Origin of the sequence: Polaromonas sp. CG_9.11, assembly GCF_015752225.1 — a bacterium.
GTDB lineage: Bacteria > Pseudomonadota > Gammaproteobacteria > Burkholderiales > Burkholderiaceae_C > Polaromonas.
Genome location: NZ_JADOVE010000001.1, coordinates 77,381 through 91,153 on the forward strand (window position 1 = coordinate 77,381; position 13,773 = coordinate 91,153).

The following is a 13,773-nucleotide window of genomic DNA, read 5'->3' on the forward strand; positions in this document are numbered from 1 at the left end:
AGTTGCTCAAGCAAGTATTATTCAGCCCATGGACTCAACGCAAAAGCACACACCAAGCGGTGACGCCGCCACAAGCCCGCCGGCCGATTTCTACCGGGCAGAAAGCTACACGCCCGACGACAGCATCGGCTACATGATGCGGCGCATCATTTCCCTGGTCGCGCAAGGCGTCGAGCGCGAGCTCGAACCCTCGGGCCTGACCAATGCGCAATGGGTGCCCATGTTCAAGCTCTACATGGGCTGCGCTTCGACAGCCGCCGAACTGGCGCGCCAATGCGAGCTTGACGCCGGTTCGATGACGCGGTTGCTGGACCGTTTGGAAGCCAAGCAACTGTGCAGCCGCATCCGGTCGTCAGATGACCGGCGCGTGGTCAACCTGGAGCTCACCGATGCAGGACGCGCGGCAGCTCAGGAGATTCCTGCGGTTTTGTGTGGTGTGCAAAACGCCTTGCTGGCCGGTTTTTCGGCCGAAGAATGGGAAATCCTCAAAAGTTACTTGCGCCGCATGTTGGACACGGCGCAAACCCTGCACGTATTGACAGAAAAAAATGACAAATAAACCCCAAGACTCCTGTGGCGAAGAACGCGCACAGGCCTGCACCGACCTGGCGTGCATCCCCGGACAGACTGCCTTGCCTGTGTGGCGCGCCTCGGTGCGCATGGCGCTGGTGTCTGCCGCCGGCGTGGTGGCCGCCGGCCTGATTGCCACCGGCATGGGCGGGTGCGCCGACATGTCGGGCATTGCGCCGCAGTCAAGCCTTCGCGATGCTGCGTCGCTCGGACTGCGCACGGTCGTTGCCCAAGCACAGCCTCAGCTGAAAACAACGGTAGCGACCGAATGGTGGCGTGATTTTGGCGACGAAACGTTGAACACCCTGGTCGCCCAGGCGCTTGAAAGCAGCCCGAATTTGAAGCTGGCGCAAGCGCGCCTGGCGCGTGCGCAAGCCGTCACGGAAGTGGCAAATGCCGCCATGCTGCCGCAGGTCAATGGCCAGCTTGATGTGACGCGCCAGCGCTACACCGCCAACGGCGCGGTGCCGCCGCCGCTGGCCGGTTCGGTCCGCGACAGCGGAACGGCGCAACTGGCCGCCAGCTGGGAGCTGGATTTTTTCGGCAAGAACCGGGCGGCGCTCGATGCTGCACTGGGCAGTGCCAAGGCTGCCCAAGCCGATGCCCAAGCGGCCCGCGTGCTGCTGGCCAGCCAGGTCGCTAGAGGCTACTTTCAACTGGTTCGGCTGAACGAGCAGGCCGTTGTGGCCCGCCGCACGCTGGCGCAGCGCGAACAAACCTTGAGGCTGGTCACCGACCGTGTCAATGCAGGCCTCGACACCCGGCTGGAGTTGCGCCAGAGCGAAGGCAGCCTGCCCGAGGCGCGCCTGCAGCTGGAGGTTATCCAGGAACAGATGGCGCTGACGCGCAACGCGCTCAACGCACTGACTGGACAATCAAATACTGCTTCTGCGCTTATTCCATCAGCACAAGAAGCTATTAAAAATGTAGCGCTTGTGCCAGTGATTCCGGCTGACCTGCTGGGCCGCCGCGCCGACATTGCCGCTGCGCGCTGGCGCGTCGAGGCGTCGTCGAGTGACGTGGCAAATGCCAAAACCCAGTTTTACCCAAACATCAACCTGGTCGCTTTTGCCGGTTTTTCCAGTATTGGCCTGGGCAATCTGCTGAACTCGGGCAGCCAGCAATGGGGCGTCGGCCCGGCCATACGCCTGCCGATTTTTGAAGCCGGCCGGCTGCGGGCCAACCTGCGCGGCAAAACGGCTGATCTGGATGCCGCAGTCGAAAGCTACAACGCCGCCGTAATCGACGCGGTGCGCGATGTCGCCGATCAAGTGGCGTCTTCCCAAACCATCAGCCGCCAGCAGGCCGAACAGCACGCGGCGCAGGACGCGGCCGAAAGTGCCTACGACATCGCCGTGCAGCGTTACAAGGCCGGGCTGGGCAATTACCTGAATGTGCTGGCGGCAGAAACCAGTGTGCTGGCCCAGCGCCGGCTGGGTGTTGACCTGGCGGGCAGGGCGCTCGACACGCAGGTGGCCTTGATTCGCGCACTGGGTGGCGGTTATGCGTCCGGGTCAATGCCTGCTGCGCAAGAAAATTCAAAAATCATAGCTGTCAGCGCAAGCTCCGTAAGCGCAAACGGCCTGTCTGACCAATAAAACAGCTTTGGCCAGGCGCTTTTCAACAGCACTGCAGCCACGCAAGCCATTTCCAACACACATTGAACGACACCATGAACGCACCCCAAGTTCCTGCTTCTTCCGCTTCTCCCACTAACCCAGCCAGCCCAGCGAACCCCGCTAACCCCGCTTCGACCAGTCCGGACGCGCCGGCCCAGTCAAAGGCGGGCAACCCCAAACGCAAGAAGGCGCTGACGGCACTTGCCAGCATCGTGGTCGTCGCCGGCCTGGGCTGGGCGGCTTACGAATACCTGGTGGCCAGCCATTACGAGTCGACCGACAACGCCTATGTGCAGGGCAACATCATCCAGATCACGCCGCAGATCGGCGGCACCGTCGTGGCGCTGATGGCTGACGACACTGACTTCGTCAAGGCCGGTCAGCCGCTGGTGCAACTCGACCCGGCCGATGCGAAAGTGGCGCTGGACCAGGCCGAAGCCGCGCTGGCCCAGGCGGTGCGCCAGGCGCGCACGGTGTATGCCAACAACGGTTCGCTGACCGCGCAGATTGCGCTGCGCAATGCCGAGGTGGGCAAGGCCAACAGCGACATCGCGCGCGCTGCCGACGACCTGGCGCGCCGCCAGTCGCTTGTCAGCAATGGCGCAGTGTCCAAGGAAGAGCTTGGCCATGCGCAGACGCAACTGGCCAATGCCAAAAGCGCGCTGGCAGCGGCGCAAGCTGGCGTCGTGGCCGCGCGCGAGCAACTTGCCAGCAACCAGGCGCTGACCGACGGCACGACCATCGAGCAGCATCCCGCCGTGCTAGTGGCGGCGGCCAAGGTGCGCGAGGCTTTTCTGGCTTCCCAGCGCACCGCCCTGAACGCGCCGGTCGATGGCTATGTTGCCAAGCGCACGGTACAGCTTGGTCAGCGGGTAGCCGCCGGCATGCCGCTGATGGCGGTGATTCCGCTGAACGAGGTCTGGGTGGACGCCAACTTCAAGGAAGTGCAATTGCGCGATATTCGTATCGGCCAGCCGGTGACGCTGGTGGCCGACCTGTACGGCAAGAAGGTGGACTACCGCGGCACCGTGGCCGGCTTGGGCGTGGGCACCGGCGCGGCGTTTTCGCTGCTGCCGGCGCAAAACGCCACCGGCAACTGGATCAAGGTGGTGCAGCGCGTGCCGGTGCGCATCGCACTGGAGCCGGCGCAACTTGCCGAACATCCCCTGCGGGTCGGTCTGTCGATGGAGGCCGAAGTCGATATCAGCAACAAGGACGGCAAGGCGCTGGCTGACGCGCCACGCGATGCCGCCCACTCGCACACGCAGGCGTTTGCCACCCAGGACGATGCCGGCGACGAGGAAGTCAGGCGCGTGATTGCCGCGAATTCCGGACGGGCCGTCAAGTCGGGCAAGGCTGTCAAAACCGACGTTTCAGCGTTGGTTTCTTCGTCACTTGACGGCGGACATGCTGCGTTGCCGCATTGAGCAGACCTGTTTTCCATAACCTTCCGTCAAGGCTTTCATGGCGTCTGTAACCCCCTCCGCAACTGATTTTCTTCCACCGCCGCCGCTGAGTGGCTCGGCCCGCATGTGGGGCACGCTGGCGCTGTCGGCTGCCACCTTCATGAACGTGCTCGACACGTCGATTGCCAATGTGTCGCTGCCGGCCATTGCGGGTGACCTGGGTGTCAGCCCGACCCAGGGCACCTGGGTCATCACCAGCTTTGGCGTGGCCAACGCGATTGCCGTGCCGCTGACCGGCTGGTTGTCGCAACGGTTTGGCCAGGTCCGGCTGTTCACCACCAGCATCGTCCTGTTCGTGATCATGTCCTGGTTGTGCGGGCTGGCGCCGAACATGACCATGCTGATTTTTTTCCGCGTGTTGCAGGGGCTGGTGGCGGGTCCGATGATTCCGCTGTCGCAGGCGCTGCTGCTGTCCAGTTATCCGAAAGCGCTGGCCGGGACGGCGATGGCGCTTTGGTCCATGACCACGCTGGTCGCGCCGGTCATGGGGCCGCTGCTGGGCGGCTGGATCACCGACAACATTTCGTGGCCGTGGATTTTCTATATCAACATTCCGGTGGGTTTTGGCGCGGCCTTCATCACCTGGCGCATTTTCAGGAACCGAGAAAGCCAGACCCGCAAGCTGCCCATCGATTCGATTGGCCTGGCGCTGCTGGTAATCTGGGTCGGCGCGTTGCAGATCATGCTCGACAAGGGCAAGGAACTGGACTGGTTTCATTCCGGCCAAGTCATTGCATTGGGCATTGTTGCGCTGGTCGGGCTGATCGCCTTTGTGATCTGGGAACTGACTGAAGAGCATCCGATCGTGGACCTCAGCCTGTTCAAAAGGCGCAACTTCTGGGCCGGCGCGCTCGCGCTGTCAGTCGGTTATGGCCTGTTTTTCGGCAATGTGGTGCTGCTGCCGCTGTGGCTGCAGCAGCACATGGGCTACACCGCCACGCAGGCCGGCATGGTGCTGGCGCCAGTGGGCGTGATGGCGTTGCTGCTGTCGCCGCTGGTGGGCAAGAACATTGGCAAGACCGACCCGCGCCGCTTTGCCGCAGCGGCGTTTGCCGTGTTTGCGCTGGTGCTGTGGATGCGCTCGAACTTCAACACCCAGGCCGACATGAAAACCATCTTGATCCCGACCCTTATCCAGGGCGTGGCGATGGCCTGCTTTTTCATTCCGCTGGTCACCATCACGCTGTCGGGCCTGCCGTATGACCGGATTCCGGCGGCTTCGGGACTGTCCAACTTCGTGCGTATCCTGGCCGGCTCCTTCGGCACCTCGATTGCCACCACTGTCTGGCAGAACCGCGCCGCCATGCACCATGCGCAGCTCAGTGAATATGTCAACACCGGCAGTGTGGCGGCCAACAGTGCGCTGTCGGGCCTGGCCGGTGCCGGGCTGTCGCCCGAGCAGGGGCTGGGCGCCATCAACCGGCTGGTGGACCAGCAGGCCTATATGCTGGCCGCGAACGACGTGTTTTATGCCTCGGCGCTGATCTTTTTGCTGTTGATTCCACTGGTCTACCTGACGCGGCCGACGCTTGCGGGCGCGGGCAGTGCCGACGCGGCCGCCGGTGCGCACTGACCGCCGGCGAAGCGGCAGCGCAGCCCTGCGGCCAACGGATTTTTAGCATCAAAAATGCTGTTTCCGCTTGTCCTGAATTGTGATGAAGCTATTAATTACGTAGCAAAGACGCCGGCTGGCCGACAGCCTCTGCTCAGGCCATCAGGCTGCCACGGCTTGCAGCGCGGCAGCGGCAATGTCCAGCGAGCGCAGCCGCAAGGCCGGGTCGTGGATGTCGCAGACCAGCAGGAATTCGTCGGCATCCGTGGCCTGCGCCAGCGCACTCAGGCCTTCATGCACCGTGTCCGGGCCACCCACCACGGCAGCGGCCAGGAAGTCGCCGATGGCCGCGCGCTCCTGCGGATGTTGCTGGGCCAGGAAATGCTCCACCGGTGGCTGCAGGCCGCCCCTGGCGCCGGTCAGGATGCCGAGCACCCGCTGGTAGGTGCTGCTGGCCAGGAAATCAGCTTCCTCGTCGGTCGGCGCGGCAATCAGCGGCACGCCGATCGCCACATACGGCCTGGCCAGCGTGGCGGATGGCTTGAAATTCTGCCGGTACAAGCCAATCGCCTGCAGCAGCAGGCGCGGTGCGAAATGCGAGGCAAACGCATAGGGCAGGCCGCGCTCGGCCGCCAGCTGCGCAGAAAACAGGCTGGAGCCCAGCAGCCAGATCGGCACATGGGTGCCCGCGCCCGGCATGGCAATCAGCCGCTGGCCGGGCCGCACCGGCCCCAGCAGGCGCTGCAACTCGGCCACGTCCTGCGGAAAATCGTCTGCCGTTTCGGTGCGTTCGCGCCGCAGCGCCCGCATCGTGGCCTGGTCGGTACCCGGCGCGCGGCCCAGGCCCAGGTCGATGCGCCCCGGGTACAACTCGGCCAGCGTGCCAAACGCCTCGGCCACCACCAGCGGCGCATGGTTGGGGAGCATCACGCCGCCCGAGCCCACGCGGATGGTGTGCGTGCCGCCGGCGATGTGGCCGACCAGCACGGCAGTCGCCGAACTGGCAATGCCGGCCATGTTGTGGTGTTCGGCCAGCCAGTAACGCTTGAAGCCTAGCCGCTCGGCATGCTGCGCGGTGCGCAGGGCAATCGCCAGCGCATCGGCCACGGTGCCGCCTTCGCGGACCGAGACCAGATCGAGCATGGACAGGGCAATGGTGTGGAGGGCTTTCATGGGTTTGGATTGTCGTGCGTTGCGCCAAGCCATGCTGGGGTGTGGTTTGTAGCGGTGCGGTCCTGACCAGCAGCGTAGGGGTGAATCCGAAGTGCCCCTTCGCGCTCGAAGCCTCGGGCGACACTGAGGCCGTCCTTGACGGACCGAAATTGCAGCAGCTGTTTTCAAACCTGCTCAACAACGCCGCCCCGTACCGCGACGGCGCCAATCCCGTCACCATCATTGTTCGGCGCGAAAAGGAAACCATTTCCGTGCGAGTGTCCAACCAGGGACCGATCATTCCCGCAGCCTCCCAGGACGCGATCTTTGACCTGATGATTCAGCTTGCAGTGAAAGATGGGCAGCAAAAGGGCGCGGCAAACAGCAGCTTGGGCCTGGGCCTGTTCATCGCACGTGAAGTCACTGAGGCGCATGGCGGCACCATCAAGGCTGAGTCCACTGAAGAACGGGGTACGGTGTTTACCGTTTCACTTCCTCGTCAGGCTGCGCATGATCATGGAGGTGCTGGCGCCCCCGCTCGTTACCCGCAATGAAGCAGTACCCGTCACAACTTGGTCTTCTGTTGGAAATAAGCCAGTCGATGGTGCACTGCCGTTGCAAAGCTGGCTGCGGCAGCCCCCGCTTTGATCCCCATGCTGCCGTTGGTTTGCGTAACCTGTCCGCACGTCAACTGCACCCAGACACGCAAGCGGCCTTCCGTCAATGGCCGGCACCGGCCAGATCGTCTTCACATCCGCAGCGCCTGGCCATACCCCGTCATCTCCAGATACCCGCTCCCCACGCGCCGGTCCTGGCTGTCCAGCAACTCGCTCAGACCTTCCCAGTAAATCGAGCCGGTGGAGTTTCGGCTGTCCAGTTCCTGGTTGTCGAGCAGCGCTTTCACGGTGTAGGTGCCTGCCGGCGTTTGCACGCGCCACCGCACCGGGTAGCTGATTTGCGTGAGCGGGCTGGTCCAGTGCCGCAGGGGGCTGAAGCTGACGTCGCTGGCGTTGAAAATGCGCAACTCGCCGCTGGCGGAGCGCCAGGAGCCGCCGGCCCAGATGGCATTGCCGGCTTTGTCGCGCAGTCGAAAGGCGGTGAGGGCGCCGCCGTCGTCCAGGTTCATGCCCATCCAGTCCCAGCCCACCGCGCCCGGGGCGAGGATTTCTTCGCTCCACTCATGGTCCAGCCAGGACTTGCCGCTGACTTCAAACGTCTGTCCCTTGATTTGCAGCCGGCCGTGCGTGGCCAGTTGCGGCTGGCTGTAGTAGTAGCTGGCCTGTTTTTCTTCGGGGCCTTTGCGCGACAGGCCTTGCTTGCCTTGCAGTAGCACGCTTTGCGTTTCCTCGAATTGCAAGCTCAGGCCAAAGTCGGTGGCCGGCAGTTCGGCGGCGTAGCGCGGGCCATTGGCGGTCAAGGTCCAGTCGCGCAGCTTGAGCGCCATGTCTTGCTGGCTGGCCGACGCCACGCCAAAGCCTTCGCGGGCGATGCGCTGGTCGTGCCAGAGCTTGCTACCCTGCACATCGGTCACGGCGGCGTGCGCAAAAACCAGTTGCCGTGCGGCAAAGTTCGATGTCATTTGCGCCGTGCCGTCGACACGCGAGCGAAAGAAGGTGAGCTGGAAACCGAAACGGCGCGGGCTGGCTGCGTCGGTGCTGGCTTGGCCGGTGATGTACCACCATTCGGTGCGAAAGTCGGGGTGCGCTCCGCGGTCGCGCGGGAACACCAGCGTTTTGGCGGGCAGGGCGAGAACGGGCGTGTTGAAGGCGGCGCCGCCCAGTCCTGCCACGCTGGCCATCAGAAGGCGGCGGCGCAGCGCGCTGCGGGGCGGCATTGGCAGGCAGACGGTCGGATTGGCGCCCATGTCAGCACTCCAGCACGGGCCGCATCAGCCGCTCGATGCGCTGACGCGGCGCTGCGCAATTGCCCACCTGGTCAAGTACCCAGTCGGCGTCGTGGTAAGTCGGCAGGTAGCGCTCGCCCGAATCGCACAGCAGCGACAGCAGCGAGCCCTGCTCGCCGCGTGCCAGCATCTCGTGGGCCAGCGTCAGCATGCAAAAAAAACTGGTGCCGGTGGACGGGCCGACGCGACGGCCCAGCAGCTGGCCAAGCGCTTGCATGGCGGCCAGCGAGTCGGTGTCGGCCACTTCGAGCATCCGGTCGATGACGGTGCGGATGAAGCTGGCTTCCACGCGTGGCCGGCCAATGCCTTCGATGCGCGAGCCTGCGCCCGTCAGATGGGCGTTGCCGGTGCGGTGGTATTCGCCAAAGACCGAGCCGGCCGGGTCGGCCACGCACAGCTGGCTGGCGTGGCGCTGGTAGCGCACATAGCGGCCTATCGTGGCGCTGGTGCCGCCCGTGCCGGCGCCCACCACGATCCACCGCGGCACCGGATGGCGTTCATGCGCCATCTGGCTGAACATGCTCTGGGCAATGTTGTTGTTGCCGCGCCAGTCGGTGGCGCGTTCGGCGTAGGTGAACTGGTCCATGTAATGGCCTTGGGTGTCAATGGCCAGTTGACGGGCTGCCTCATGCACCTGTGCGGCGCTGTCAACCCAGTGGCAGCGCCCGCCATAGAAGGTGATTTGCGTCACTTTTTCAGGCGAGGTGTTGTGCGGCATCACGGCCACGAAAGGCAGGCCCAGCAGACGGGCAAAGTAGGCTTCGCTTACCGCCGTGGAGCCGCTGGACGCCTCGACGATGGTCGAGGATTCATGGATGAAGCCATTGCACAGCGCATACAAAAAAAGCGACCGCGCCAGGCGGTGCTTGAGGCTGCCGGTCGGGTGCGTCGATTCGTCCTTGAGGTAAAAGTCAACGCCCCGTGCCGCAAATTCCGGCAGCGGCAGGGCAATCAGGTGCGTGTCGGCGCTGCGCTGGAAGTCAGCCTCAATGCGGCCAAGTGCAGCGCTGAGCCAGCGGTCTTTGGGGGTGCGGAAGGATGTCATGTGCTAGATTCTCGCCAAAGGTGTCGCGGCTGTGCCAGGACGCCTTGAAGTCGGACTATTGGGTCGCGCTACTGGCTGATTTTTCTCGCCTCTTCCACCTGGTACTCGAAGTAGCGCTGGAAACTGAAAACAATGCTCGACATCAGTGAGATGGTGCCAAACAGCAAGGCAAACACAACGGCGCCAATTGTCAGCCAGCTGGTATTGCCGGCGCGCGCATCGGTCGAGGCAGGATTGTGGATCACATTCCATTTCTCAGACGCCATCAAGCCGTAATAGATTCCTGTCAGCGCCGTGCCCGCCAGCGTGAAACCCAGCAGGGGAATCAGCACCCAGGCCATGTGGTCGTCCTGGCCGTATGACTGCACCCTGTGGACTCCCCACCAGCCCAATGCCGCGACCAGGGGATGCGCCCAGGCCCAAAGATCCCGCCAGCCATACAGGTAAAAGCGGTGCAGCCCCAATTGGCCGCCAATGAAGGCCAGCCAGGCGGCGAGTGTTTTGTTTTTCTGATGGGGTGAATGCATGGGCTGGATTATGGGGCGGGGAGCTCGGCTGGCCGCTCTGAACGGCCAGGTCCAAGGGTCTTTTGCATGATCACGATATCGCGCCAGGCGCCGAATATCCAGCCGCAGGCCTCGACGATGCCAACCCGCCTGAAACCCAGCGCAAGGTGAACGCCGAGCGACCCGGCATTGGCCGAATCACTGATGATGGCCATGACCTTGCGAATTCCCGCCGCTTCGCAACGCGCCAGGAGTTCGTCCAGCAGGCCACGGCCCAGGCCCTTGCGGTCCAGACCTGGCGCAAGAATAAACCGAGTCCACGACCGAATACCGTTAGGCCGGACGCGGCTTGAACCAGTTGCCATAGGCAAAGCCCGGAATCTTTCCGTCCTGTTCGGCCACCAGATAGGGCAGGCCTTTGGACCGCACATCTGAACGTCGGGCCGCCATGTCGCCGGCACTGGGTGGATTGGCTTCGAAAGTGCCGGTGCCGTGCAGGGCATGGTGGGCATAAATGGCGGTGATGGCGGCGATGTCTTCGTCGCGGCTGGGACGTAGGAGTGGCATGCATAACAAAGAGAAGAAGTTTTCGGTCTTGCCATTGGCGGCATCGATCAGGGGAAGGATTTTCCATGGAAAACGGCCTGGCACGCGAAGCAACCTGGAGCGCAAGCTATAATCGCAGGCTTTGCAGCATTTCGCTGGCCGGGTGGCCATGTCGTGTGTCTCAAGCGCTGCAGGAATACTGGGGTTATTTTTACCCCGCCACCCAAGGATAAATCATGGTCGTCATCCGGCTTTCACGCGGCGGTTCTAAGCACCGTCCATTTTTCAACATCGTTGTGGCTGACAAGCGCGTTCGCCGCGATGGTCGCTTCATCGAGCGCATCGGTTTTTACAACCCGATTGCCAAAGGCGGCGAAGAAGGCCTGCGCATCGTGCAGGACCGCCTGACCCACTGGATCGGCGTTGGCGCCCAAGCGTCGCCGACCGTTTTGCGCCTGATCAAGCAAGGTGGCGCTTCGGTTGCAGTTTCTGCCGCTGAGCTGCCTGCTGACGTCGCAGCAGCCTGATTTAGCTGCTTTTCAATGATGCCTGGCCTTCAACCGTCTGCGGGTTTGACACCGTCAAAGCTGCCTGAAGATGCGATTGAGGTCGGGCGCATTCTGGATGCGTGGGGTGTCAAGGGCTGGCTCAAGGTCCTGCCCCACAGCAACGACCCGGAAGCGCTTCTTGCCGCTGAAACCTGGTACCTGCAGGCGCCCGACGCCAAGTTCCGGCCCGGTTTCAGTCTTTTCTCCGGTACCGTTTCCCTCAAGGTGGACGAGTCCAAAATCCATTCCGGCTCGGTAGTGGTCAAGTTTGCCGGTCTTGATGACCGCACGCCTGCCGAAGCCTTGCGCGGCGCCCGGATATTCCTTTCGCGCAGCAGCTTTCCAGCCGCTTCGTCCGATGAATATTACTGGGTCGATTTGATAGGCCTGAACGTCGTCAACCGCGAAGGCGTTGCCTTGGGCTGCGTCCGCGACCTGATGACGACCGGTCCGCAGTCGGTCTTGTGCATCGAGTACAGCAGCACGCAGGAAGACGGCAGCAGTGCCGCAGCCGAACGCATGATTCCGTTTGTCGCGGCCTATGTCGACAAGGTCGATATCGCCGGCAAATGCATCACCGTTGACTGGCAGCCCGATTATTGACGCTTGATGCGGCTGTAGGGCCATGTGCCCTGCTGCATCCGGCTCTTCGTGTTCTCCGGCCTTCAAAGTAGTTTTTCATGCGCTTTGATGTCATCACCCTGTTTCCCGAGATTTTTACGCCCTTCCTGACCAGTGGCGTGACCCGCCGCGCCTATGAATCCGGCCTGGTCGAGGTCCGGCTCTGGAATCTGCGCGACTTTGCCGAGGGCCGCTACCGGCGTGTCGATGACCGGCCTTTTGGCGGCGGCCCGGGCATGGTCATGCTGGCCGAGCCGCTGACGCTTTGCCTTGAAAGCCTGCGCGCCGACCGGCTGGCCAGCGCTGCGCCCGATGCGCCCACGGTTCTTTTTTCTCCCGTTGGCGACGTGCTGACCCATGCCGGCGTCGAGCGCTGGTCAACCGGCAGCAGTGGCGCAGTGCTGATCTGTGGCCGATACGAAGGGCTGGACCAGCGCTTCATCGACACCCATGTCGATCTTCAAATCAGTCTGGGCGACTTCGTGCTTTCGGGCGGTGAACTCGCTGCCATGGCCCTGCTGGATGCAGTCGCCCGGTTGCAGCCGGGCGTGCTGAACGACGAAGGCAGCCACCAGATGGACAGTTTCAATCCGGCGCTCGATGGCCTGCTGGACTGCCCGCACTACACCCGCCCTGAAGCCTGGCGTGGCCAATCCGTGCCACCGGTTCTGATGTCCGGCAACCATTCGCTCATCGAGCGCTGGCGGCGCGAGCAGCGGTTGGCCCTCACGCAGCGCCAGCGACCCGAACTGGTCCGTGCAGCACGCAGGGCTGGATACCTGAGCAAGGGTGACGAAGCTTTCCTGATTAATTTTCCAAAAAATCCTGTCCCGGACGTCTGAATTGCTATAATCATAGGCTTTTCGATCCTCTGGCGGCCACTGCAACCATTTGATTTTTTTGAATCAATCCCTGGATTTGCGGTCTTTAGCGCAGCGCGTGCATGAGCGAAATTAGTTAGATGGAAAAATCATGAATCTGATTCAGACTCTTGAGCAGGAAGAAATTGCCCGCTTGAACAAGACCATTCCGGTTTACGCGCCTGGCGACACCGTCATCGTGAGCGTGAACGTGGTTGAAGGTACGCGCAAGCGTTTGCAGGCTTTTGAAGGTGTCGTGATTGCCAAGCGTAATCGCGGCCTCAATTCCAGCTTCATCGTTCGCAAGATCTCCAATGGCGAAGGCGTCGAGCGCACCTTTCAGGTGTACAGCCCGCTGATTGCCAAGATTGAAGTCAAGCGCAAGGGTGATGTGCGCCGTGCCAAGCTGTACTACCTGCGCAGCCGCAGCGGCAAGTCGGCACGTATCAAGGAAAAGCTGGGCGTCAAGGCTGTCAAGGCTCTCAAGGCCGTGGAGCCCGCACAGGCTGTGTAAAAACACCTGTCAAGCACCTGTCGCTTTCGAAAAGCCGCTTTAACGAGCGGCTTTTTTTATGCTTGTTATCCTGTCCCGCCATGAAACCCGTCAAGTCCTCTTCCTTGCCAGTTTTTGATCCGCGTTCCATTCCCGTGCTGGGCATCGACAGCCACCTGGCTGGCGTCGCCCCTGATCGGCTCACGCCGCAAGCGCTGCGTGACCGTTTCAGGCATCCTCCGATGTGGGTGCCCGAGCACAGCGTGGAAACGAGCTTCTCCGGCCGGACGCCAGCGCTGGCTGCAGTCTTGTTGCCTTTGGTGATGCGCGACGAACTCACGCTGTTGCTGACCGAGCGCTCGACCAACCTGTCCACGCACTCAGGCCAGATTGCCTTTCCGGGCGGCCGCACCGACGACACCGACCAGGACGCGGTCGATACCGCGTTGCGGGAAGCGCATGAGGAAATAGCCTTGCCGCGCCACCATGTCGAGGTGCTGGGCACCTTGCCGACCTATGTCACGGGTTCAGCTTTCATCATCACGCCGGTGGTGGCGCTGGTCAGGCCGGGCTTTCAGCTGCATCCCAACCCGGGAGAAGTGGCCGATGTGTTTGAAGTGCCGCTCAGGTTTCTGATGAACCCTGCGCACCACCGGCGCCATGAAACAGAGTTCAACGGCGTGCTGCGTCAGTGGCTGTCCATGCCTTACAGTGATCCGATGAGCCAGACGGCGGGCAGTGAAATCACGGAACGCTACATCTGGGGTGCAACGGCGGGCATGCTGCGAAACTTCTACCGTTTTCTCAGCGCCTGAACTCCCCACCTCCGCATGGCAGCAAACCAAACGCAGCGGGGAGCAATAGCGCCAAAGTGCCCATGGGGCTTTCAATA

General features: G+C 62.7%; 14 protein-coding genes and 1 pseudogene. 10 read left to right on the top strand and 5 right to left on the bottom strand.

Annotated elements, in window-relative coordinates; genetic code table 11:
* The first annotated feature begins 28 nt into the window (after window positions 1-28).
* The 4 genes from IWX85_RS00425 (at window position 29) to IWX85_RS00440 (ending at window position 5,228) form a co-directional block, all read left to right on the top strand.
* A complete protein-coding gene (locus IWX85_RS00425) occupies window positions 29-559 on the top strand; it encodes a MarR family winged helix-turn-helix transcriptional regulator (protein WP_196868370.1) in 531 nt (176 codons plus the stop codon).
* Between the two features lie 100 nt (window positions 560-659).
* On the top strand, window positions 660-2,168 hold the full coding sequence (locus IWX85_RS00430) for an efflux transporter outer membrane subunit (protein WP_196868528.1): 1,509 nt from the start codon (window positions 660-662) through the stop codon (window positions 2,166-2,168).
* A gap of 74 nt (window positions 2,169-2,242) precedes the next feature.
* A complete protein-coding gene (locus IWX85_RS00435) occupies window positions 2,243-3,616 on the top strand; it encodes an HlyD family efflux transporter periplasmic adaptor subunit (protein WP_196868371.1) in 1,374 nt (457 codons plus the stop codon).
* A gap of 37 nt (window positions 3,617-3,653) precedes the next feature.
* Window positions 3,654-5,228, top strand: a complete 1,575-nt coding sequence (locus IWX85_RS00440; protein WP_196868372.1) for a DHA2 family efflux MFS transporter permease subunit — start codon at window positions 3,654-3,656, stop codon at window positions 5,226-5,228.
* Between the two features lie 141 nt (window positions 5,229-5,369).
* On the opposite strand, the gene IWX85_RS00445 is transcribed toward IWX85_RS00440, so the two are convergent.
* The gene (locus IWX85_RS00445) at window positions 5,370-6,380 is read right to left on the bottom strand and encodes an LLM class flavin-dependent oxidoreductase (protein WP_036810407.1); all 1,011 of its coding nucleotides are present in this window, start codon (window positions 6,378-6,380) and stop codon (window positions 5,370-5,372) included.
* An 80-nt stretch (window positions 6,381-6,460) separates the two neighbouring features.
* Here IWX85_RS00445 and IWX85_RS00450 point away from each other — a divergent pair, with 80 nt between their 5' ends.
* Complete coding sequence (locus IWX85_RS00450) at window positions 6,461-6,913, top strand: ATP-binding protein (protein ID WP_196868373.1); 453 nt, start codon at window positions 6,461-6,463, stop codon at window positions 6,911-6,913.
* Window positions 6,914-7,107: 194 nt separating this feature from the next.
* Here IWX85_RS00450 and IWX85_RS00455 read toward each other — a convergent pair whose 3' ends face one another.
* The 4 genes and pseudogenes from IWX85_RS00455 to IWX85_RS00470 form a co-directional block, all read right to left on the bottom strand.
* Complete coding sequence (locus IWX85_RS00455; protein ID WP_370584147.1) at window positions 7,108-8,223, bottom strand: lipocalin-like domain-containing protein; 1,116 nt, start codon at window positions 8,221-8,223, stop codon at window positions 7,108-7,110.
* A gap of 1 nt (window position 8,224) precedes the next feature.
* Window positions 8,225-9,307, bottom strand: coding sequence for a PLP-dependent cysteine synthase family protein (locus tag IWX85_RS00460; RefSeq protein WP_196868374.1), 1,083 nt, complete (start codon window positions 9,305-9,307; stop codon window positions 8,225-8,227).
* 68 nt (window positions 9,308-9,375) lie between these two features.
* Window positions 9,376-9,834 carry a TM2 domain-containing protein gene (locus IWX85_RS00465; RefSeq protein ID WP_196868375.1) on the bottom strand — a complete coding sequence of 153 codons (459 nt, stop codon included), beginning with the start codon at window positions 9,832-9,834 and terminating at the stop codon, window positions 9,376-9,378.
* Window positions 9,835-9,842: 8 nt separating this feature from the next.
* Window positions 9,843-10,380: pseudogene (locus IWX85_RS00470) on the bottom strand (N-acetyltransferase family protein).
* A gap of 215 nt (window positions 10,381-10,595) precedes the next feature.
* Between IWX85_RS00470 and rpsP the strand changes: the two are divergent.
* The 5 genes from rpsP (at window position 10,596) to IWX85_RS00495 (ending at window position 13,696) form a co-directional block, all read left to right on the top strand.
* Window positions 10,596-10,886 (top strand): 30S ribosomal protein S16, encoded by a 291-nt coding sequence (gene rpsP / locus IWX85_RS00475; RefSeq protein ID WP_036810413.1) that lies wholly within the window; start codon window positions 10,596-10,598, stop codon window positions 10,884-10,886.
* Between the two features lie 15 nt (window positions 10,887-10,901).
* On the top strand, window positions 10,902-11,510 hold the full coding sequence (gene rimM / locus IWX85_RS00480; protein WP_231379431.1) for a ribosome maturation factor RimM: 609 nt from the start codon (window positions 10,902-10,904) through the stop codon (window positions 11,508-11,510).
* Window positions 11,511-11,587: 77 nt separating this feature from the next.
* Window positions 11,588-12,370 (top strand): tRNA (guanosine(37)-N1)-methyltransferase TrmD, encoded by a 783-nt coding sequence (gene trmD / locus IWX85_RS00485; RefSeq protein ID WP_196868376.1) that lies wholly within the window; start codon window positions 11,588-11,590, stop codon window positions 12,368-12,370.
* Window positions 12,371-12,500: 130 nt separating this feature from the next.
* Window positions 12,501-12,902: a 50S ribosomal protein L19 gene (gene rplS / locus IWX85_RS00490; protein ID WP_196868377.1), complete on the top strand. Its 402-nt coding sequence runs from the start codon at window positions 12,501-12,503 to the stop codon at window positions 12,900-12,902.
* Window positions 12,903-12,982: 80 nt separating this feature from the next.
* Window positions 12,983-13,696 carry a CoA pyrophosphatase gene (locus tag IWX85_RS00495; RefSeq protein ID WP_036810418.1) on the top strand — a complete coding sequence of 238 codons (714 nt, stop codon included), beginning with the start codon at window positions 12,983-12,985 and terminating at the stop codon, window positions 13,694-13,696.
* Window positions 13,697-13,773 lie beyond the last annotated feature (77 nt).